An 18,925-nucleotide genomic window follows, 5' to 3' on the forward strand; every position below is an offset into this window, starting at 1 on the left:
CTCTCAGGCCTCATCAGTGACAGGGGGCCGATGTGGAAGAAATCACGGTGTACAAGCACGTGCTGGAAGGCGTGAGAAATGACTTGGCGCGGGCAAAAATGCTGCTGTGCGATATGGGGGAGTGGGTGGGTGAGGTGATGGCTGGCATCGATGATCTGGAGGAGCAAATGGAGAATATCGACCCCGCGCCCGTCCTCGACCTCTCTCTTGAGCCCGAAAAGCAATGGGTCATTTTGAACCGTGCCCGGTCGATCCTGGAGCTACTCGTGGAGAATTTGGAGTCCAATGAACTCCTCTTAGAACGATCCAGCCGAGGCGTCCCTGGTCGAATTGTGAAGCGCGGAACGCCCCACGCCATTGACCCACAGGCGGTGAATCCGGCAGACTTCGAGGGGATCAGCGACGAAGAACTCAACCAAGAGTTGATCCAGCAGGGTGAGGTCATGGGAAAAGCGCGCCAGGAAAGCGAGCTGATCATCCAGGTTATGAAGTCGCGGGCTTCGCAGGCAGCACAACCGGATGAGGGAGGCAACCGCCGGCAGAGAGGGGCGCAAGCGCCGGCGTGAGAGAGCTGACGGATTCAGAACTGAAGGCAAAACTGGGGCAGGCGATGGGCCTGCTCCAGGAGTGCATCCAGGCCCTCACCAACTCGCCGCGCATCCTCATGCCCATCGCCATGGCTGCACAGGCTTACGACATCGACCTGGGCAAGCTCTACCAGTATTGCCGGCTCGGCCGCATGCGTAGCACCTGCGATGGCGAAGGGTACAAGGTGGCCGCCGAAGAGATGGACAGGGTGTTTTACCCGCCGGTGAGGACCATGCTTCTCGAGACGGCGTCCAAGGCCTACGGGGTGAACCTCACCCGCCTGCGGCTGTACTGCACCCGCGGCTGGGTGGTGGCTCAAAAGTTCAACGGAACCTACTACGTGACCCCTCAGGAGATGGACAGGGTATTCCGAGGCGTGGTTTCAAAGAAGCCTGCTTTGCCGATCCCCGCTGAGGCGCCAAAGTGGAAGGAGAGCAAGAGACGGCGCGGGGCAAAGTGAGATGAGTCGGAGCCGAGGTCTCAGCTCCAGCCTCCACCACCGGCGTGGATCCACCAGAGGACATAGGGCATACTCCGAACTTAACCATCTGGTGGCCTTCTCCCACACCCGGAAGATCTCTTTTCCTTCGTTGGGCACACAGCTCGCCGGTGCCTACGCCTGCCCCGTGAGTAGCCCTACCGTGCTCAGCACCATCCCCCCTCTGGGCCGATGAAGCCCAGCCGCTTCCAGGGTGCCAATCATCTCATCTATTTTTTGCAAATCTTCATCCTGAACCGGCCTTATTTTCCAAGCCGACGGCCACTCTTCTCGTGGGTCAAAAAGGAGACAATGCCCTTCTGCCTGTCTAAAAGGGCACAATGCGCACGGAACTGTCAGGGACTTTTGCCAGCGGCACCCTTTTGGAGTCTCTCGAGTACGATGTGCACAGCTCATGGGTCACCTCATGTAACGCTGCTTCATCTGCTGAAGGAAGGGAGTCTCGGCCAATTGGGGTTGATAGGGCCCAGGGGGGAGCGCCGGCTGAGGAACTTGAGGGGCTTGTGCCGGCGGCATGCTCGAAAGGTTGGCGTTATCCCTGTTCGCGTTGTCCTGGCCCATGTGCACAGCATTACCGAGTGCGCTGCCGTAGTTGCCGGCTTTGAGGTCCTGGTAGAGAGGGCCATACCCTTTGTTTGCGGCCCCGGCGGCAACGTTGTCTGCCAGTTTTGCCGTCTGTGGGGTGGAGCTCCCTAAGGCGTGATCGAGCATCCCAGACCAGATCCCAGACAAGAAACCACCCCCACTTCCTGCCGATGCTGGTGCGAGCGCGCCCGCGGCTCCCCCTGTGGGGAAAGCGGGTGCCCCTGCGGTTGACGCGAGAACGCCGGAGCCAGCCGCCGGCCCAGTTGTGAAGGCAGGAGCAGTCGCTGCACCTGCCCCTGATCCTAAACCTAAGAAATTGGAAATCCCTGAACCTATGACAGATGCGGCTTCTACGAATGACATAACGCCTCCTTCGTCCCATACGCGAGTTCGAACTGCTCGAAGGTTCCAACTACCAGGGCCACCTCTGCCTCTTCAACGGTTTCAGCCTCGCAGGCGTGAATCGTTGTCCACACGGTGTCTTCGTGGGCGTAGCCGGCCCGCTTGATGCCTGGCTTCGATACGAGCGTGGCGGGAGCGGAGATGGTCTTCACGCCGTCTTCCGTCAGAACCGAAATTCGCCCCTTCGAGATGATGTTGACGTGCTCGGCGAGGTGAATCTTACCGGTCAGGCAGGTGCCGGCGGGGATAAGGATCTCCCGCGCGTACAGCCCTTCCGCAAAGTAGTGCACAGGGGTTATCTCCACCTGCGGCATGGCCACAAGCGCCTTCTCCAATGCAAGGACCTGCTCGTGTGAAACAGCACTGACGGCTTTCTCTGGTAATGGTCTCATCTTCTCTCCTCTCTGGTTAACGTCCTCGGCGCCTGTCGCCGTCCAAAATCATCGTGGGGTGGGGTACGGCCGGGTCGGAGGTGGGATACCAGGCACTCCCGTTACCCATCACTGGGTTCCCCTTTCGCCGTGCTCCGTCGGAAGGTCTCGAACACCTGAAAATGTTCCCTCAGGTACATCTGCAGGGCCCTCGCCAGCCGTCCACGGTCCTCCTCCAGGAAGGCAGCCCTCGCAGCTTCGACCGTGGCCTTCAGCTCCTTGATCCTCTCGGGGTTCGTCACCTTGAGCCAGGCCAGGCACCCGGCAGGGTATTCCATCCTTACCAGCTGGAGGGCCTCGTTGATTTCCTTGCGCCAGTAAGGAACATCGAAGCGCCTGCTCACCGCGCCATCCACTCGAACTGAACCGGTGCGGGAACTACGGTATTGCCGGACTCCAAGGACTCCAGCACCCCCACAAGGAAGCTTATCTTGCCCAGGTAGGACCTGAGGTACTCCTTCGACGGCTCCGGCTGTGTGTTGAAGAGTTGCAGGGCGCAGTTGACGGTGTGCCGAAGGTCTGCCATGTGCGCCTCCCTACTCCCCACTTTCGTCCTTCTGTACAGTTCCATTTGAATCACTTTCATCGTGGCCTCCTCACGCTGCTCTCTGCGCCAGACATACCCCCTTATAACCCCGCGAAGGACTGGTATTCGCCCATCCAGCAAACGGGCACGCTGATATTGCGCACCCCGTTACGCTGCTTAGAAATGATAATTTCTGCTTTGGCCTGATGGTCCTTGAGGTTGTGCCGCTCGGTGTCGATCTGGTCTTGACATTGCGGGCAGTAGACCGTCGGCCGGTAAGGAAAGAGAATCACATCGGCGTCCTGTTCGATCTCTCCGGAGTCGCGGAGATCGCTCATCAGCGGGCGCTTGTCGGTTCTCTCCTCTACCTTCCTGCTGAGCTGGGAAAGCAGCACCACGGGGACCTCGAGTTCCCGGGCCAGCTGCTTCAAGCCGCGGCTGATCTCTCCCAACCCCTGGACCCGGTTCAGCTTCGGGTCCGAGACCGACATGAGCTGGAGGTAGTCAATAACGACCAGGTCGAGGCCTTCCTTCTTCTGACGGCGTGCCTTTGCCCGGACCTCCCTAAGGGTCACGGCCGGGGTATCGTCAATTGCAAGGCGCCAGCGGTTAAGCTCCTCATCGCTCTTGAGAAGCACCGACCACTCGTACTCTTTGAGCCGCCCATTCCGGACCGCTTGAAACCTTATTCCCTGGCCGGCGAGGATCCGGTCTACCGTGTCGTCGCGGCTCATCTCCAAGGTGAAGAGAAGGGCCGACTTGCCAGACTTACAGGCGCTCGCCAGAATGTTGCCGGCAAGGGCAGATTTCCCCATGGAGGGCCGACCACCGATGATGACGAGATCTCCAGCATGGAGTCCTGACGTTGCCGCATCGAGGGCGGCTATCCCGTAGGGCAGTCCCTGGATGACACCCTGGTTCTCAAATCGGTTTTCGATCCGCTTGACCGCCTCCCGCATGGACTGTCCCATTCCGACCGGGGCCTTTGTCCGCTTGTCCAGCGCCGGTTGCAGAGCGGCCTCAAGCTTTGCGGCGGCCTCCTGCGGATCTCCCTCGCGCAAGTGCCTCACGGCCTCCAGTGCGTTGGCAAGCATCCGGCGCTCCAGAGCCTTCTGCTTTACGATCCGGCACCAGTGACCGACGTTTGCCGCCATGGGAACATAGTCGACCAGAGTGGCGAGGTAAGCTCCGCCGCCGATCTCTTCCAACCGCCCGCGGGCCTTCAGCTCGTTGCTCATGGTGATTAGGTCGACCGGTTCGTTTCTGTCCCCCAGGGTGGCCATGGCCATGAAGATCTTGCGGTGCGACTCCCGGTAGAAGTCATCCGGGACGAGAAGCTGGTGAGCCTCATCAATGGCACCGTTCTCGAGGAAGATCCCGCCAAGAATCGACATCTCAGCCTCAATGCTCTGCGGGGGAACTATTCGCTCAGATTCCATGTATCTCTTGCTCCTGTGGTGGGGCAAACCGCGCCCTGACTTGGTTGAATTTAGCCGACTCTTCAGCCGTTACCGTTGAAGCGGAGAATGGCAGCCCTGCCTGCCCCGTAGCCCCCACGGAAGCATCCTTGCCTGTGTACCTCCCCTCCAGGACCTTCACCGCGTTGTTGTCATTGGCGATGACCCAGTCGAAGTCGGCACGCCATCCGCGGTCGTTTTCCCCGCGGAGGAAGGGGGCCCGTGCAATAATTCTAAAGACCTCAGCCCAGCCCCCCAGGTCGCGCTCCTTCAGGCGCCCCCGGATCTTTCCCTCCCGGGCCTTGGTGACCTTCATGACCCTCGGCTCCTTCACGATTTGATTCCAGAGGTCCGCAAGGGCTGAAGGAAGGGGCGACTTGTCGCCGGAGGATTTCTCCCTTTTCTCTTCTTCTTTACCTTCTTTGCCTTCTTGTTTGTGGTCGGTTGCTGGTCGGTTGCTGGTCGCTTCTTGGTCGGTTTGCTGGTCGGTTTGCTGGTCGGAGTCGTCAAGTTCTTTCTGGTAAGTGCCCCAATTGATTACCGAAATAATCGAAAATTTGTTGGTCGAGTGGACGGACACATTGCCGGACGAAATCAGGCGGGTAAGGCAGGTTCTGGCCTGGCGCTCAGTCAGACCAAGATCCGCGGCGGCCTGGATCCTTCCAAACACAAACTGTCCGGGTTCAAGAGTCACCCTCTGGTACCCCACCGTCACGCTTGCCACCTTGTGGGAGGCTTTCAGGAGGCAGTAGCACCAGAACGCCCACAAGACGTGATTGCGGAGCCACCCGTTTTCAAGGGCCTGGCGGTGTATTTTGGTCCAGCCGGCGCCGCTCATTGAGAGATCGGCCCCCTTTCCAGTGCCGCAGGTGAGAAGTTGACGCGAAGGTAACCGGCTATCCTGTTCATGCGGCGAGCTTGCCGCTCGGCGAGGGCGACGAGATCGGCGGCGAGAAAGAGGTTAATCTTGCGGTGCCCCTCGTCGAGGAGTTGACAGGCATACCCTGAAGAAAACTCAGCCGAGGGGCTCTGACAAGACGGAGCGGTCATCGTGCTACCTCCCGCCCCGACACGATTACGGCGCCGCAGGTATCGCGGTCGAAGATCTCGAAGAGTTGAATTTTGGTGCGGGTTGTGATAGGGAAGGAACTGTTGACGTTGTTCCCCTTCCTCTTTGCGCCTTGCCGGTTGCCGCCGGTGGGGCGCTCTGCTTTTCTGGTCATGACGCCCCCCCCTTACGCGGCGCGGCGGAGCGAAGCACGGCCTTCGAGCCAATCAATGAATGCCGCGACAGGGTAAGCGACCTTCCTGCCGATGCGGAAGGCCCCCTCAGGTCCCAGGCCAAGGCTGTCGAGGTTCGCCAGGGACCTCGGGGAAATCACGCCGCCAGTAAAACGGTCGACTTCATTACGCGCCACGATCGCAGAGGGCCACCGCTCAGCCATACTTTTCAGGTTCAGATCCATGTCTCTCTCCTTCCCGTTATTTCCCATGGGTGACTTAAAGCTAACACTGTCCCACTAGTGGGACGTCAAGATGGGACAGGTGTGACAAATACGAGACAAAAAAAAGAGGGCCGGTTTCCCGGTCCTCTCTCTCGACATCCTGTCTTTTCTCCAACTGGTGTTACTTCACCTTCCCCCTGACCCGCTGACCGCGTCTCCGGAGCCCGTCATGGGTGACCACGTTGGGGTCTGTGAAAAATCCGCCCATCTTCGCGTCTGTCAATCCTGGGAATCTGAGGTCGATCTCGTTGGCGATCCCCCTTTCAGCCACCCCCCGCGCTCTCATGGTTGCGACCAATGACCGGATCTGATCACTTACGTTCCCGTCCAGCTGAGGGCTTTTCACAACGGGGCCGGTTATCCCATGGGCGGCTTTGAAAGCGCTCAAGTCCACAGAGGAGACGATAAGCTCCTCCTTCCTCAAGTGTTTCGGCGTTGTGACCTGGTATACCCTCCCCTGCTTCAAAAGAGGAACCCCGCGGAGATTGAGATACCCGTTCCCGTCGAGCATTCCCGGGAGCCTGCTTGAGAAGTTTCCGACCTGGAAAAGCCCTCCGAGCGAAACAAATTCGGAGGCCTCGGGAAAAACGTCGACCTCGCAGGAAATGGCCTCATCTCCCAGGTGCGAAACATCGCCGAGCTCCACCGGCTCCTCGAACCACACAGACGGTTTCAAAAGAGGGCACATATCATTGAGGCCGTTGGTGAACATCCGGAAAGCAGCCTCAGTGGAAATGCCCAAAGCCCCCGCGGCATCTTGAAGCGAAAATCTCTCGTCATCCATTCCGCGCCTCCTGTAGCGCTCCTGGTAGGAACTCGCGGGAAACTGCCCCAGGAAAGGCAGCTTGTCGTCTGGCCGGACTATCCCGCGAAAACGGCAATGACTCGGCGACGGCTTCGAGCCGGATCGCCTTCACCAAGGGGGCCCCTTTGTTTTTGGTGGGGCTAAAAGGGGACGGTACCCACAAACGCCGGGGCGTCTCATCCCACCCCCGGCCGGCAATCGAGGCCAGGCCGCCCCCCGGGGGGTGCCCCTCCCCTCCCCGGTCAGGAGCCAGGCAAGACCGGTGCCCTGGTTGCCCGCCGCGCACTGGAGGGGACCATTCGTCCCTCATCGCCTCGGAGAGCTGGTCTGAGCCCATGTGCCGCTGTCCATGATGTCAACAGCCAAACAGGGCGCCAGTGGTCTGGGCCTGGAAGCCCAGCATGAGACGGTCCGGCAGTATCTCGGCGGCTGTGAATGGGAACTCCTGAAAGAGTTCGTGGAGGTGGAGAGCAGGAAGAACAATGACCGGCCCCGAACTCGCCAGGTCCTGAAGCACTGCCAGCCGACTGGCACCACGCCATAAGCTGTGGCTGCCCCCCTGCTCCTTACGGTGTCTTCAGCAGCTTGTATATCGACTCGCGGCTGATCTTCATGTCCGCTGCGATCTTCGTCTTCTTCTCTCCTGTTGCGACTCTCTGCTTGATGGTTGCTATCTGCTCCTCAGTGATAGCTTTAGGTCTGCCCTTGCCTGCGTACCCACCCGCGGCCTTCTTGATGGCAATGCCTTCCATCTGTCGCGACCTAATCAGGGAGCGCTCGAACTCTGCAAACGAGCCGAGCATATTCAACATCAATTCGGCGAAAGGGTCTGCCTTGCCGGAGAAGGTAAGATTCTCCTTCTGGAACTGGATCTGTGCCCCCTTCTCCACTATCTCAGTGACGATCTTCTTGAGGTCTAAAAGGTTCCTCCCAAGGCGGTCCATGGAGTGGACAACCACGGTATCCCCTTTGCGGGCGTGCTTGATCATGGCGAGTAGCGCCGGACGGTCCAGAGACTTCCCTGAGACTTTCTCCTCAAAGACTTCGTCCAAGGCGATGCCGTCAAGCTGGCGAGCGGTGTTCTGTTCCATGCTGGAAACCCTCTTGTAACCGATGACCTGACCTTTCATATTCGCCCTCCCGATCAAAGTGTGTAAAAACAGTCTAAGACCATAAGGCGAAAGTGTCAAGTAATTATTCTTTTAACCGTTAATGTACATAATTTGTGTCAGTCTGCAATGCGTACAAACGGTACACCGTTAATGCACACCACAGGGGGGCGTCATGTGCCCCGCAGTGGGAACCTCACGAGGCGCCTGGCCTGGTGAGGAAACCCGATTTCCTAACCTCGTGGAGGATCCGATGATACTCCCTCCACTCCTCATGACTTGCCCCTTCCCCCCGGGAGGGGCGGCAGCTCTTGCTTCTCCGGCCACCGTGGGGTGCCCCCTTTCATTGCATCCCTCCCTGTACCTTGAAAGTCTTCCCCGCCAGGAGTGCGCCGAACAAATCCTCATTCTGTGCTGCCAATACCCGGTTTTCCTCAAGCAGGACCTGGTAGCTCTGGGCCATCTGCCGGTTCATGTCCGTCACCATATCAATCTGTGCGGAGACTTCCGTTACCAGCTCAGCCGTGAGACCCACGATTGCTATCCTCAGCCCCCGGCTGAGTCTTGGCCTAGCGTTCGCCTCGTCGATCATGTCTTGGAGGAACTGCCGTCGTTCTTTCAGGACTTCTGCGAAATCGTCCAAGTGGTCTTCCACTCCGGCCGCGCCCCGCTGGGCCGTCACGTTTCTATCACTGGTCTTCTCGCCCATCTTTGCCCTTGGCTCCGTTGCCGTCGTTCCCGGTCGTCAGGGATACAACCTCGATCACAGGGCAGTCAGGCAAATCGCCTGTCTCACAGGCCTCGCGGATCATCTTAGCCATCACCCCGACGTTCGCCGTGCTCTGCCCCCGTTCCAGGCGCTCCTTGTCGTAGAGGGTGCCAAATACGATCGCCAGGTCCTTGGCGCCGGCCTTCTGCAGCTTCTCGCTGGTGAGCTCCGCCAACACAGCAGCCTGCCTGTTCGCGATGATCCCCGCGCGGTTCTTGATGTAGGTCTCCGTGTCCACCTCCAGCTCAGAAACGTACGGCTTGAGGCGCTGGATTACCGCCGACTTGCTGCAGTCAAAGTGGTCGGCGATCACCTGGTAGCTCAGGCCTTTAAGCCTGAGGTCCAGGGCCAAGGCGAGATCGACCTTTTCAGGCGCCCCTCCTTTCCTCCCCCTCTCTGTGATTTTTGCAGGTACCTTCTGCTTGGTCATCTCCCTTCTCCTTTTTGAATCCCCCGGGAGAGTCTTTGCTGTGACCGTCCCCCGTGGTCCGTGCCTCTGCGTGTCTGGCCCCGGTCAGGTGGTAAGGCCTTGCCAGATCGGCGAAGGTCTGATGAGGCTGCTTTTGATTCTTCCATACGATGTTGTTGGCGGCCACCAAATCTCCTAAAGGACGGGCAGTTTTTAAACTGCCCCCCCTCCTTTAGGAGAGAAACTGTAAAACCGCTCTGGGCGCAGTTTGACAGTCGTTTTCGGTACCAATGCCTGTCAAACTGCGCTGGCAGTGGGTTTGAAGGTTTTTTGAGTCCTTTTCGCAAACTGTCAAACTGATTCCGCCGACCCGGGTTTTGCTCCCCAAAAAGGGACAGTTGCTGTCCCCTGAAGCTTCTGAGCATGGTCTAGTGTTGCACCGCATTGCTCGGGCCCCTGTTCATGCAGTTTGACAGTTTGCGCAGAGGGGTCTGTAAAACTGTCAAACTCAGCAATATTGGCAACTTGAACTCTGTTTTCGCTTGCGGTGCCGTTCAAACTGTTTTTGAGGGGTGTGTAGAGGGTCTTGTTGTACAGACCTTTCGATGTCACCCAGTAGACGTCCTCACCCTTTTTCAGGAGCTTCCTGACGTGGTGTTCTGAGGTATCCAGTAGGCAGCCCGAATCCTTCAGCGCAGCGAGTAGCGCCTTGATGTCGACGGTGGTCGTTTCATAGAGGTCGATCATTGCCGCCAGAATGACGTTCAATCCTTCAGACTCCGGCGAGGTTGCTTCTTTGAAAAGACAGGTCTTCTGATCGAAGGTGACGTAGATCGCATGGTGCCCGTACCTGGTCTTGCCCTTGGATCCGAAGCGGTACACGTGCGCCGCTTCGTCGTCCTTCAGGGCCTCCCGATCTTCACCGGGGCCGCGGACTGCGTACATTGCCAGCACGTGATCGACCTGGTTGTAAATGACAGACGCGCCGACGTAGGTCGTTGCATCGTTTTTAGGGGTGTGGTGGAGGAGTACGATGGTTGAGCCCATCTCGCGAAGCTGCTTCAGCCTCGCCATGACCGGCGAGTAATCCTTGTTGGAGGTGATATCGAGGCCGCTTGTTGCAGCCTGAAGCGTGTCGATGATCAGGACCGGATTCTGGAGAGTGATCACCAGCGACTTGAGCTGTTCCCATTCCGGCCCGTCGAGTTGGGGCGGCTCGTCGGCGGTGGTCCAGTAAAAGACGCCCTCCCCGCCTTTTATTCGGCTGAGCCCCTGCTTAAGCACACCCATAGGGTTCTCCGGATCGAGGAACACCACCGGCCGTCTTTTGGTCTGCAGTCCCATGAAAGGCATCCCGTCGCTGATCGCGTGCCCCAGCTGGTGCGCGAGGGTAGTTTTCCCGCTTCCCCCAACGCCATACCATAGGATGGTTGCCCCCTCGGGGACCAGGCCCTCGCAAACGTACTCGACCTGGTAATCTCCCGAACGAATGTCGGCCGCGGTCTTCAGTCGGGAAAGATCGAACGGCGGGACTGGCGCCGCCGGTTTGGCTTCCTTCGCGGCTGCCTCTACGAGTTGCAGGCGCACCGCCTCCATGCCGCCGGGGCGCTGTGCCAGGTCGTTAAAGTCAGTCTCCTTCGCACCCTTGGGCTCAGGGAAATTCGGAGCAACCAACACGCCGCCGGCGAGCTGCGCCGCCTCGATCGCGCTCTGTTCACCATTGCCTTTGTCGGCGGCCACAATGAGTTGTGCTTTGGGATACTGGCCGCGGAAAGATGCAGCGACAGTTTTCAGATTGGTGCTGGATAGCGCCGCAATGCCGAAGTGCCCAGTTGCCATGCTGCAGGTGCGCACCGTTGCAACGCCTTCGCCGATGATGAACGTGAGGCCTTCGCCGTCACCTCCCGGGAGAGAGCGATCCGACCAGAAGCAGCCCTTTTTGAGACCGTCCTTGAGGCCGGCCTTCCTGCCCTCTCTGTCGATGATCTCGATGGTGGTGACGCTCTCACCGTTGGTCACCGGCACGATCAAGACTCGCTCCCCAGCAAAAGGTTCGCCCTTCGACTGGGGGTGGTAGCCTATGAGGTTGACCAGCCCCTCGAGCGAGATCTCCCGCAGGTAGTCGGTAGGCTCTATCTGCTTCCTGACCAGGTAAGCGTTGCCATCTGCCGGCTGCGAGGCCTTCAGCACATCGAGGGCTAGCTTCGCTGCTTCCGACCTCTTTGCAGCGAGTAGGGCCTCTGCCTTCTCCCGCTCCTCTTTAGCTTTCTGGCGCCGGGCTTCTTGTTCGACAGGGGTTAAGGTGTGGTCGCTCTCTGCCCAAAACTGACGGGTCTCGCCTGTGACGTGGTTCCAGATCTGTCCACCTTCGGCGTCAGGATAGAGCCGGATCCGTCCGGCGCCGTTGCGCGTGGCCTTACCCTCAACGTCCAGGGCGTGGAAGTTGCCGTCGGCAGGGGTAGCCTGGTAGATGATGCCCAGTTCAAGGCATGCCGCTCGAGCTGCGCCTGAGAGGTCGCCAGGGCCGGTGCTCGATGTTGGTGCATTCGAATTCTCGTCGACGCCCCACAGGTTGAAATCAATGATTTTACCGCCTGCCGATGCCTGAGTAGAAGAGGTCATCACCTGGCCCCCCGCATCTGTCTGTAGAGCATCGATCGGCAGGAGAGGAGGTGCTTCGCTGAGATGACGAGCTCTCCTGAAGCGAACCGCGCAGCTGCCGCCATTATTGGGGCGTCATCGGGGAAGGTGAATGTCTGGAGGTGCCTGCTAGGGGTCTTGCTCAACGTCGGTTGGTGCCCAGTACTTGCAACAATCGCCGCTGCCAGGTCGATGTCTTCGGTTCTCATTTGCTGTGAATCTCCTCCCGCGTGTGCGGAACACTGGTCTGTGGTGGCCTTCCGCCCGGCTCCTTTCTTGCCGCGGTTGATGTTATGCCGCGGCCTGCGCGCTAGTTGTCGAGGTGAAGACCTGGGAGGCTTCGTATTCCTCGAGGTCCTCGTCCCTGTACCGTACCGTCCGCCCCAGTTTGACGAACTTCGGTCCTTGCCCCTGCCAACGCCACCTCTCCAGGGTCGTCTCTTTCAAATGGAACCGCTCCGCCACTTCTTTCGTTGTTCGTAACATCCTTGCTTCCCCCTTTGATTTCGTAGAACCTGCTGACAGGAACAGTACCAAAGCCAACAACCGATAACAAGACAAATCCCTGAAGTATCAGCTAGTTGTGCTGTTTTCGTAGACACTATATCAGGTTATATTAACTCGGTATACGCAATGAAACGACATGAATCATAAGCGAAAAATAATATAGGAAGACAAAGCGAAAGAGGCTACCTCTTTTCAAAGGTAGCCTCTTTCACCGAGCCAGTCGTGTGCTATGGTCCTTACTGGGTTTTGGTCTGCATCCGGAGTACCCGACCGCGCGGCCTCTTGATCCGCTCCTGAATGGCGTCCGTAACCTTCTGCATAGGGTCGCGGAGCCGCTCCACATCCAGTATGATGTAGCCGCCGGTCACATCATCCGACTGCTGCTTGTGGTTCAGCAGAGCCTTGAGGCTGTATTTCGAGAGGTCCAGGCTTTCGGCGATAGTGGTGAATGTCCGTCTCAGATCGTGGCACGAGAAGACAATCCCGGTCGCCTGGATAACCTCATCAATCGCCCGCTGTGGCTCGACGATATGACCGCTCTTTCCCTCGCCCGGGAAGACGAAGGGGGAGGCAAGGCGGGACCCTGCCAGGGCAACACGGTTGCGGATCGTCTGGCGCTGCTTCTTGGTCAGCGGCTCCGATGAAACCAGGGAAGCCTCCAAGGCTTCCTGGGCCGCCTCAAGCTCGATCCTCAGCCCCAGCTTCCGCTCCTCGAGGAGCCTGAATAGGAAGTCACTCAAGGGAAGGGTGTGCGGCACCTTGTTCTTGGTGTCCAGGATGGTAAAGGACCGCTCGTCAAAGTCGACCTGGGCCCACTGAAGTCGCGCTGCCTCGTTCCGTCTTAGGCCCGTGTACAGCAGGAAGAGCAGGTAGTCCCGGGCAATGGGGTTATCAAGGGCCAAGACAGCCTTGTTCCAGGCTGGGAGGTCTGAATTCTTGACCAGCCTCCGGCGCCGCGGCACCTTGTACCACGCCTTCTTTCTGGAGAGGGCCCTTACCGGGTTGGGCCGCACAATCCCCAGGTCCTCGTCATCCCCGAAGGTGAAGTTCAACACAGCACGAAGCACTCGCATTGTGCCATCGGCCGACGCCTCCCGCTTTTGGGAGTCCGTGACTTCAACCTTCTCAATGGAAACCTTGCCGTCCCTCTTGGTGGCGGTTGTGTTAAGGGCTGCGCGCCGGCGCTTCCCGTTGGCAATCTCCGTATGTCTCTTGCCAACCATGGCCCCGGTGATCTCACCCACCGGGATCTGGAGCCAATCGGAAAGGTGGAGGCGAAACATCTGCCTATAGCCGTCCCGAGTCTTGGGCTTCAGCTTCCGATGCTCGATGTACGAGTCAAGAGCATCCTCCAGGGTCACCATTTGGCTTTTCTGGGCCTCTTCTGCCTTCCTAGCGGCCTCTGCCTTCGCCTGGACCTGGCGCTTCTCCTCGTTGGGGTCTTGTCCCCTTACCATGTCGGCGAGGATGCCCTTTGCGGTCCGCCGCGCTTCTTCTGCAGCGACTTTATCTGTCGTCCCGATCTTTACCGGCACCTGCTTCCCGTTCACCCGCCCGAGGGCGTAGTAGGTCTTTCCGGTCTTCGTCACCCTGACCCCGAAGCCCTTCAGGACGTCATCGAAATAATCGACTCGGCCTGACTCCGGATTCTCCAGCCTATCTACTGCCCCCTTGGTAATGTGGATGATCGGCATGCCTTGACCTCCCTCAGCTTGTTACCCAGCCTGTTACCCAGAGCTCTGGGTAACACATAGGTAACACTTCAGATCGAACTGCGTCAAACACGGTAGAACAAGACTAGGGTGTCACACCTGCAAAGTCAAGGTCTTATAAAACAGGAAATAACAAGAGGAGGGGTAGAGATAGGCTCATTTCATTGATTCGTAATCAGCAAGTCGGCGGTTCGAGTCCGCTCTTCGGCTCCATAAAAAAAGCCCATGCCACTCCGGCACGGGCTTTTTTCATTCCCACTCCCGCTACGCCGCTTCATTCAGCGCTTTTTACCTCGCACTTCGTCCAGCTGTTCCGCCTACACCAACCGGCGGGGCGCGCCCCGCCGCGCATCGGGCAGCGCCTGACCCTCACACGGTCGCGCCGCGCCCCGCCCCCGGAACTCCTCCCGGCGAACCTCGGCACAAATCTCATTAAACAGCCCTCCGCAACAACCTTCATTTTCCTTTACCTCCCTTTACAAATCTGTTATAGGAGGCTCTCCCCTTGGGCACCTGCCGGCCCGAAATCCCAAAGCCAGGGTACCTTCATGAACGCAAACCTAGCCTCAGCCTGCACCACCGTCCAATGCCAGCGAGGGCTCGCCGACAAGCTCGCCATGCGGATGATCGGAGCCCGGGGAGAGCGCACCGACTACAGCTTCGGCGACCTGGAGGCCCTGAGCAACCGCTTCGCCAACGCCCTCGGGACGCTCGGCATCGCAGCCGGTGACATCCTCTTCACCTTCCTCCCGAAGACCACCGAGCAGTTCGTCGCCTTTTTGGGGACGCTCAAGACCCAGGCCGTCTGCGGCACCCTTTTTTCCAACTTCGGGGAGGACGCTCTCCTGGACCGCCTCGGCGACTCCCGGGCGGCTGCCATCGTCACCCGCAAGAGCCTCTACAAGAAGGTCGCCCGCATCAGGGACCGGCTGCCGGCCTTGCGGACGGTGATCCTCATCGACGGCGAGGATGACGCGGCCAACGGCGTGGTCAGCTACGCTCGCATCATGTCGGAAGCCTCGCCCGCATTCAGCGCCCCCCCGACATCCCCGGACACCCCGTCCGTCCTGCACTACACCTCGGGGTCCACCGGGAAGCCTAAGGGGGTGCTGCACCGCCACGGGAGCCTGGCGAGCCAGAGCGCCACCGCCTGCGAGGTGCTCGGCCTTACCGAGAACGACATCTACTGGTGCACGGCCGACCAGGGGTGGGTAACCGGGACCTCGTACGGCATCATCGCCCCCTGGAGCCTCGGGGTCACCCAGGTCCACTACGCCGGTGGGTACGATCCCCAAGCCTGGATGGAGCTGCTTGCCGAGGAGCAGATCACGGTATGGTACTCCGCTCCGACCGCGCTGCGCATGCTGATGCGCGCGGAGGACGAGCTGTTCGCCTCGGCCGACCTTTCCCGGCTGCGCAGCATCTTCAGCGTCGGCGAGCCGCTGAACCCAGAGGTGATCGCCTGGGCGCGGCGCGTGCTCAAGCGCGACATCTACGACACCTGGTTCCAGACCGAGACCGGCGCCATCATGGTCGCCAACCGCCCCGGGCTCGCCATCTGCCCCGGATCGATGGGGAAACCGGTGGCAGGGGTCGAGCCGGCCATCCTGGCCGACGACGGCGCCCCGCTTCCCGACGGGGCCCAGGGAAACCTCTGCTTCAAGCCGGGCTGGCCCTCGATGTTCGTGGAGTACCTGAACAACCCCGCCGCCTACCGATCCAAGTTCCAAAACGGCTGGTACTACACCGGCGATACCGCCCGCAGGGATGAACAGGGGTACTACTGGTTCATGGGGCGCAGCGACGACGTCATCAACACCGCCGGGCACCTGATCAGCCCGTTCGAGGTGGAGAGCGCCCTCCTGGAAATCGAGGAGATCGCCGAGTCCGGGGTGATCGGCGCCCCCGACGAGCTCCTCTTCGAGAAGGTGGTCGCCTTTGTGCACCTGCACGCACGCTTCCAGCCCAGCAAGGACCTGGAGATCAAGATCAGGCTGCACGTCTCGAACCGCGCCTCGAGCATCGCCACCCCTCAGGAGATCATCTTCTGCGCCGGGATCCCTAAGAACAAGAGCGGCAAAATCATGCGCCGGGTCCTAAAGGCCCGCTACCTCGGGGAAGACCCCGGCGACACCTCGACACTGGAGATATGAGCATGACAACGGCAGAAACCCTGGAACAGATCTTCCGCATGGTTTTCGACGACGATTCGATCGAGATCCGCCCCGACCTGACCGCCAACGACGTCGACGGCTGGGACTCGCTCTCCCACGTCAACCTGATCACCACCGTGGAGGCGAAGTTCGGCATCCGCTTCACCCAGAAGGAACTCCTCAAACAGCGCAACGTAGGGGATCTTTTGACCGACATCGACCGCAAGCTTGCCGAGAAGTAGCCTGAACCCTTCTTGTCGACGCCCCTCTCCCGCCGGCCCGCTCGGCTTTCCCCACCAGGGAGAGCCGGCCGCGGCGCGTTGCGGGCTTCCGATTACCAGCCACCGTTTTAGGGACCGGCCGCCTTTCCAAAACGCATGACATTCAACACTCTGAGCTACTTCTTCTTCCTGCCGGCAAGCTACCTGGCGTTTTACCTCACCGCGGACCGCTGGCGCTGGCTGGTCCTGCTGCTGGCGAGCTACGGCTTTTACGCCTGCCTCAAGGCCCCCTACCTCCTGGCGGTGCTGTTCGCGGTGACCACGATCAGTTACTGCGTCGGGCTGAAGATTGCCCAGGTAGAGCCCGAATCCCTGAAGAGGCGCTGGCTGTTCGGGGGGTGCCTCGCCTGCATCGGGACCCTGGCCGCCGTGAAGTGCCTCCCCTTGCTGGCAACCCGGGGGGGGACCTCCGGCACCCTGATCAGCGTGGGGGTCTCCTACTTCAGCTTCCAGGCCGTCTCCTACCTGGCCGACATCTACCTGGAGATCGAGGAACCGGAGCGGGATTTCGGCAGGTTCGCCCTGTACCTGGCTTTTTTCCCGAAGCTGCTGCAGGGGCCCATCGAGCGCGGCGGCGACCTGCTCCCCCAGCTCAAAAAGCCCTACCGCTTCGACTACGACACCGCGCGCTCCGGGCTCGTGCTCTTCGGCGGCGGCCTGTTCAAGAAGGTGGTGGTCGCCGACTGGCTGGGGCTCTATGCAGACCAGGTCTACAACAACGTGCACGACTACACCGGCGTGTCGCTCCTGGTTGCGACCTACGCCTACGCGCTGCAGATCTACTTCGACTTCTCCTCGTACACCGACATGGCCCGGGGGACGGCGCGCCTCTTCGGGATCGAGCTGACCGAGAACTTCAACGCCCCCTACCGGGCGACCTCGGTCGCCGAGTTCTGGCGCAGGTGGCACATCTCCTTTTCCCGGTGGATCCTCGACTACATCTTCAAGCCGCTGCAGTTAAGCTGGCGCCACGCCGGGCAGCTCGGGAGCGCGCTGGCGCTGGTCGTGACGTTTTTGATCTCGGGGCTGTGGCACGGGGTGGGGTGGACCTTCGTGATCTGGGGTCTTCTGCACGGCAGCTACCTGGCCGCCTCCAACTACTACCGCCCCTACCAAAAGCGCCTCTACCAGTGGCTCGGGGTCGCGAGGAGCCCCTGGCTTTCCTGGTGGAAGATCTTCGTCACCTTCCACCTGGTGAGCTTCGCCTGGGTCTTCTTCAGGGCCAACACCCTAAGCGACGCCCTCTACGTGGCCCGCAACCTCTTTGACCTGGGGGGAAGCCTCTCGGCGTACCTGACCCTGGGGAGCAAGCCGTTCTACCGGGACCTGGTACTCATGGGGGTGGGGGAAAACAAGACCTACCTGCAGCTGCTGTGCATTGCGCTCGTCCTGGCGCTGAAAAAGGCGGGGCAGGAAACCCGGTCACAGCCGGCGCTCAGGTGGGTGTACTACCTGGCCACGGCGCTTGCCTGCCTCAACTTCGGGATCCCCAACATCAACAAGTTCATCTATATGCAGTTCTAGCCATGAGACTACTTTACAAACTGACCGCACTGTTCGTTGTCGTCACCTCGATCCAGTTCTTCGTGGGGAGATCCCTCGTCAAGAAGGACGACGAGGCCCACCGCGCCGCCAGCTTCGTCACCGCCCGGATCACCGACCGCGATGTCGTCTTATTCGGCGACAGCATCCTGAACTCGATCTCCAAAAACGACAAAGACCGCAAGACCATCCCGGTCCTGCTGGGCGAGAGGATCCCCAACAAGATCCAGCTGGTCCAGCACGGCGGTTTCGACGCCACCGTCTACGTCCGCTACGTGAACTACCTCGTCGAAAACAACCTGCGCCCCCGGGCCCTGGTCATACCGATAAACCTCCGGAGCTTCTCGCCGCAGTGGGATCTGAACCCCTCCTACGAGTTCGTGAAGACGCCGTTTATCCTGAACCACCGGACTCTCGGGCCTTCCTACTTCGTGCCGGTCTCCATCTACACCCAGCTTTTCCGCAGCACCCGGACCGAGGCCTGGCTGAACACGCCGGTCTACGACGCGGGGATCCCTGCCGGCACGGTCCGGAACTACCAGGGGGACCGTTTCAAAACGGTAGACGCCGGCACCACCCGGAAGAAGATCACCTACCAGTACCGCTACCGGCTCACCGAGGCCGACCGCAGACTGGCGAAGATCGCCGAGATCATCGAACTCTGCCGGAGAAGCAGGATTCCGGTCCTCTTCTACCTCACCCCGGTCGACGTGGAATTCTGCGACGCCGCCTACCCGGGGACGCGCGCCATCGTCAGGGAAAACGCACGCCTCGTCACCGCCTTTATCAGCAGCAGAAACGGCGAGGTCGCCGATCTCTCCGAGGCGCTCCCTTCGAAGTTCTTCGGCTGGAAGGACGACCTCTACCCGAACGAGCACCTGAACGACCAGGGGAGGGTCTTCCTTGCCGACTTCCTGGCCCGGAAGCTGGCGGCCCTGAGTGCGGGGGGCGCCTCCCGATAAAAGGGGGAGCCGCCACTGCCGCAGACATCTGGCGAGGCGGGGT

At 60.0% G+C, this 18,925-nt stretch carries 20 protein-coding genes; 6 read left to right on the forward strand and 14 right to left on the reverse strand.

The genetic code is table 11. From position 1 onward, the window contains the following. Window positions 1-32: 32 nt before the first annotated feature. Window positions 33-566: a hypothetical protein gene (locus GMST_RS16295; RefSeq protein WP_183355756.1), complete on the forward strand. Its 534-nt coding sequence runs from the start codon at window positions 33-35 to the stop codon at window positions 564-566. After that, window positions 563-1,048, forward strand: a complete 486-nt coding sequence (locus tag GMST_RS16300) for a hypothetical protein (RefSeq protein ID WP_183355757.1) — start codon at window positions 563-565, stop codon at window positions 1,046-1,048. The genes GMST_RS16295 and GMST_RS16300 overlap by 4 nt, the downstream gene beginning before the upstream one ends. A gap of 974 nt (window positions 1,049-2,022) precedes the next feature. On the opposite strand, the gene GMST_RS16305 is transcribed toward GMST_RS16300, so the two are convergent. From GMST_RS16305 to GMST_RS16370, 14 genes are all read right to left on the reverse strand, one after another. Continuing rightward, a complete protein-coding gene (locus GMST_RS16305) occupies window positions 2,023-2,466 on the reverse strand; it encodes a hypothetical protein (protein WP_183355758.1) in 444 nt (147 codons plus the stop codon). A 101-nt stretch (window positions 2,467-2,567) separates the two neighbouring features. Continuing rightward, window positions 2,568-2,849: a hypothetical protein gene (locus GMST_RS16310; protein ID WP_183355759.1), complete on the reverse strand. Its 282-nt coding sequence runs from the start codon at window positions 2,847-2,849 to the stop codon at window positions 2,568-2,570. Further along, a complete protein-coding gene (locus GMST_RS16315) occupies window positions 2,846-3,031 on the reverse strand; it encodes a hypothetical protein (protein ID WP_183355760.1) in 186 nt (61 codons plus the stop codon). The genes GMST_RS16310 and GMST_RS16315 overlap by 4 nt, the downstream gene beginning before the upstream one ends. A gap of 101 nt (window positions 3,032-3,132) precedes the next feature. After that, window positions 3,133-4,470 (reverse strand): replicative DNA helicase, encoded by a 1,338-nt coding sequence (gene dnaB, locus GMST_RS16320; RefSeq protein WP_183355761.1) that lies wholly within the window; start codon window positions 4,468-4,470, stop codon window positions 3,133-3,135. Next, window positions 4,460-5,326, reverse strand: coding sequence for a hypothetical protein (locus GMST_RS16325; RefSeq protein ID WP_183355762.1), 867 nt, complete (start codon window positions 5,324-5,326; stop codon window positions 4,460-4,462). Before GMST_RS16325 ends, dnaB begins: the two co-directional genes overlap by 11 nt. 208 nt (window positions 5,327-5,534) lie before the next feature. Further along, complete coding sequence (locus GMST_RS16330) at window positions 5,535-5,711, reverse strand: hypothetical protein (RefSeq protein WP_183355763.1); 177 nt, start codon at window positions 5,709-5,711, stop codon at window positions 5,535-5,537. 12 nt (window positions 5,712-5,723) lie between these two features. After that, window positions 5,724-5,954 carry a hypothetical protein gene (locus GMST_RS16335; RefSeq protein ID WP_183355764.1) on the reverse strand — a complete coding sequence of 77 codons (231 nt, stop codon included), beginning with the start codon at window positions 5,952-5,954 and terminating at the stop codon, window positions 5,724-5,726. 160 nt (window positions 5,955-6,114) lie between these two features. Next, window positions 6,115-6,777 (reverse strand): hypothetical protein, encoded by a 663-nt coding sequence (locus GMST_RS16340; protein WP_183355765.1) that lies wholly within the window; start codon window positions 6,775-6,777, stop codon window positions 6,115-6,117. A gap of 587 nt (window positions 6,778-7,364) precedes the next feature. After that, complete coding sequence (locus GMST_RS16345; RefSeq protein WP_183355766.1) at window positions 7,365-7,928, reverse strand: recombinase family protein; 564 nt, start codon at window positions 7,926-7,928, stop codon at window positions 7,365-7,367. Between the two features lie 322 nt (window positions 7,929-8,250). Continuing rightward, on the reverse strand, window positions 8,251-8,616 hold the full coding sequence (locus tag GMST_RS16350; RefSeq protein ID WP_183355767.1) for a hypothetical protein: 366 nt from the start codon (window positions 8,614-8,616) through the stop codon (window positions 8,251-8,253). Then, entirely contained in the window at window positions 8,597-9,106 is a 510-nt protein-coding gene (locus tag GMST_RS16355; protein WP_183355768.1) for a hypothetical protein, read from the reverse strand. Before GMST_RS16355 ends, GMST_RS16350 begins: the two co-directional genes overlap by 20 nt. A gap of 330 nt (window positions 9,107-9,436) precedes the next feature. After that, the gene (locus tag GMST_RS16360; protein ID WP_183355769.1) at window positions 9,437-11,707 is read right to left on the reverse strand and encodes an AAA family ATPase; all 2,271 of its coding nucleotides are present in this window, start codon (window positions 11,705-11,707) and stop codon (window positions 9,437-9,439) included. 309 nt (window positions 11,708-12,016) lie between these two features. Continuing rightward, a complete protein-coding gene (locus GMST_RS22645) occupies window positions 12,017-12,211 on the reverse strand; it encodes a helix-turn-helix transcriptional regulator (RefSeq protein WP_183355770.1) in 195 nt (64 codons plus the stop codon). Between the two features lie 257 nt (window positions 12,212-12,468). Further along, window positions 12,469-13,926, reverse strand: coding sequence for a tyrosine-type recombinase/integrase (locus tag GMST_RS16370; protein ID WP_183355771.1), 1,458 nt, complete (start codon window positions 13,924-13,926; stop codon window positions 12,469-12,471). Window positions 13,927-14,492: 566 nt separating this feature from the next. On the opposite strand from GMST_RS16370, the gene GMST_RS16375 reads away from it, so the two are divergent. The 4 genes from GMST_RS16375 (at window position 14,493) to GMST_RS16390 (ending at window position 18,882) form a co-directional block, all read left to right on the forward strand. Beyond that, a complete protein-coding gene (locus GMST_RS16375) occupies window positions 14,493-16,097 on the forward strand; it encodes an AMP-binding protein (RefSeq protein ID WP_183355772.1) in 1,605 nt (534 codons plus the stop codon). 2 nt (window positions 16,098-16,099) lie between these two features. Further along, window positions 16,100-16,339: an acyl carrier protein gene (locus GMST_RS16380; protein ID WP_183355773.1), complete on the forward strand. Its 240-nt coding sequence runs from the start codon at window positions 16,100-16,102 to the stop codon at window positions 16,337-16,339. A 135-nt stretch (window positions 16,340-16,474) separates the two neighbouring features. Next, window positions 16,475-17,902, forward strand: coding sequence for an MBOAT family O-acyltransferase (locus GMST_RS16385; RefSeq protein WP_183355774.1), 1,428 nt, complete (start codon window positions 16,475-16,477; stop codon window positions 17,900-17,902). Window positions 17,903-17,904: 2 nt separating this feature from the next. Continuing rightward, the gene (locus GMST_RS16390) at window positions 17,905-18,882 is read left to right on the forward strand and encodes an SGNH/GDSL hydrolase family protein (protein ID WP_183355775.1); all 978 of its coding nucleotides are present in this window, start codon (window positions 17,905-17,907) and stop codon (window positions 18,880-18,882) included. The last annotated feature ends 43 nt before the right edge of the window (window positions 18,883-18,925 follow it).

This window comes from Geomonas silvestris, assembly GCF_014193515.1.
Classification (GTDB): Bacteria; Desulfobacterota; Desulfuromonadia; order Geobacterales; family Geobacteraceae; genus Geomonas; species Geomonas silvestris.

Bases quoted from the DNA above. Each gene is read 5' to 3' on its own strand.
- GMST_RS16305 (WP_183355758.1), bottom strand. From the start codon at position 2,466: ATGAGACCATTACCAGAGAAAGCCGTCAGTGCTGTTTCACACGAGCAG.
- GMST_RS16315 (WP_183355760.1), bottom strand. From the start codon at position 3,031: ATGGCAGACCTTCGGCACACCGTCAACTGCGCCCTGCAACTCTTCAAC.
- dnaB (WP_183355761.1), bottom strand. From the start codon at position 4,470: ATGGAATCTGAGCGAATAGTTCCCCCGCAGAGCATTGAGGCTGAGATG.
- GMST_RS16325 (WP_183355762.1), bottom strand. From the start codon at position 5,326: ATGAGCGGCGCCGGCTGGACCAAAATACACCGCCAGGCCCTTGAAAAC.
- GMST_RS16330 (WP_183355763.1), bottom strand. From the start codon at position 5,711: ATGACCAGAAAAGCAGAGCGCCCCACCGGCGGCAACCGGCAAGGCGCA.
- GMST_RS16335 (WP_183355764.1), bottom strand. From the start codon at position 5,954: ATGGATCTGAACCTGAAAAGTATGGCTGAGCGGTGGCCCTCTGCGATC.
- GMST_RS16340 (WP_183355765.1), bottom strand. From the start codon at position 6,777: ATGGATGACGAGAGATTTTCGCTTCAAGATGCCGCGGGGGCTTTGGGC.
- GMST_RS16345 (WP_183355766.1), bottom strand. From the start codon at position 7,928: ATGAAAGGTCAGGTCATCGGTTACAAGAGGGTTTCCAGCATGGAACAG.
- GMST_RS16350 (WP_183355767.1), bottom strand. From the start codon at position 8,616: ATGGGCGAGAAGACCAGTGATAGAAACGTGACGGCCCAGCGGGGCGCG.
- GMST_RS16355 (WP_183355768.1), bottom strand. From the start codon at position 9,106: ATGACCAAGCAGAAGGTACCTGCAAAAATCACAGAGAGGGGGAGGAAA.
- GMST_RS16360 (WP_183355769.1), bottom strand. From the start codon at position 11,707: ATGACCTCTTCTACTCAGGCATCGGCAGGCGGTAAAATCATTGATTTC.
- GMST_RS22645 (WP_183355770.1), bottom strand. From the start codon at position 12,211: ATGTTACGAACAACGAAAGAAGTGGCGGAGCGGTTCCATTTGAAAGAG.
- GMST_RS16370 (WP_183355771.1), bottom strand. From the start codon at position 13,926: ATGCCGATCATCCACATTACCAAGGGGGCAGTAGATAGGCTGGAGAAT.
- GMST_RS16375 (WP_183355772.1), top strand. From the start codon at position 14,493: ATGAACGCAAACCTAGCCTCAGCCTGCACCACCGTCCAATGCCAGCGA.
- GMST_RS16380 (WP_183355773.1), top strand. From the start codon at position 16,100: ATGACAACGGCAGAAACCCTGGAACAGATCTTCCGCATGGTTTTCGAC.
- GMST_RS16385 (WP_183355774.1), top strand. From the start codon at position 16,475: ATGACATTCAACACTCTGAGCTACTTCTTCTTCCTGCCGGCAAGCTAC.
- GMST_RS16390 (WP_183355775.1), top strand. From the start codon at position 17,905: ATGAGACTACTTTACAAACTGACCGCACTGTTCGTTGTCGTCACCTCG.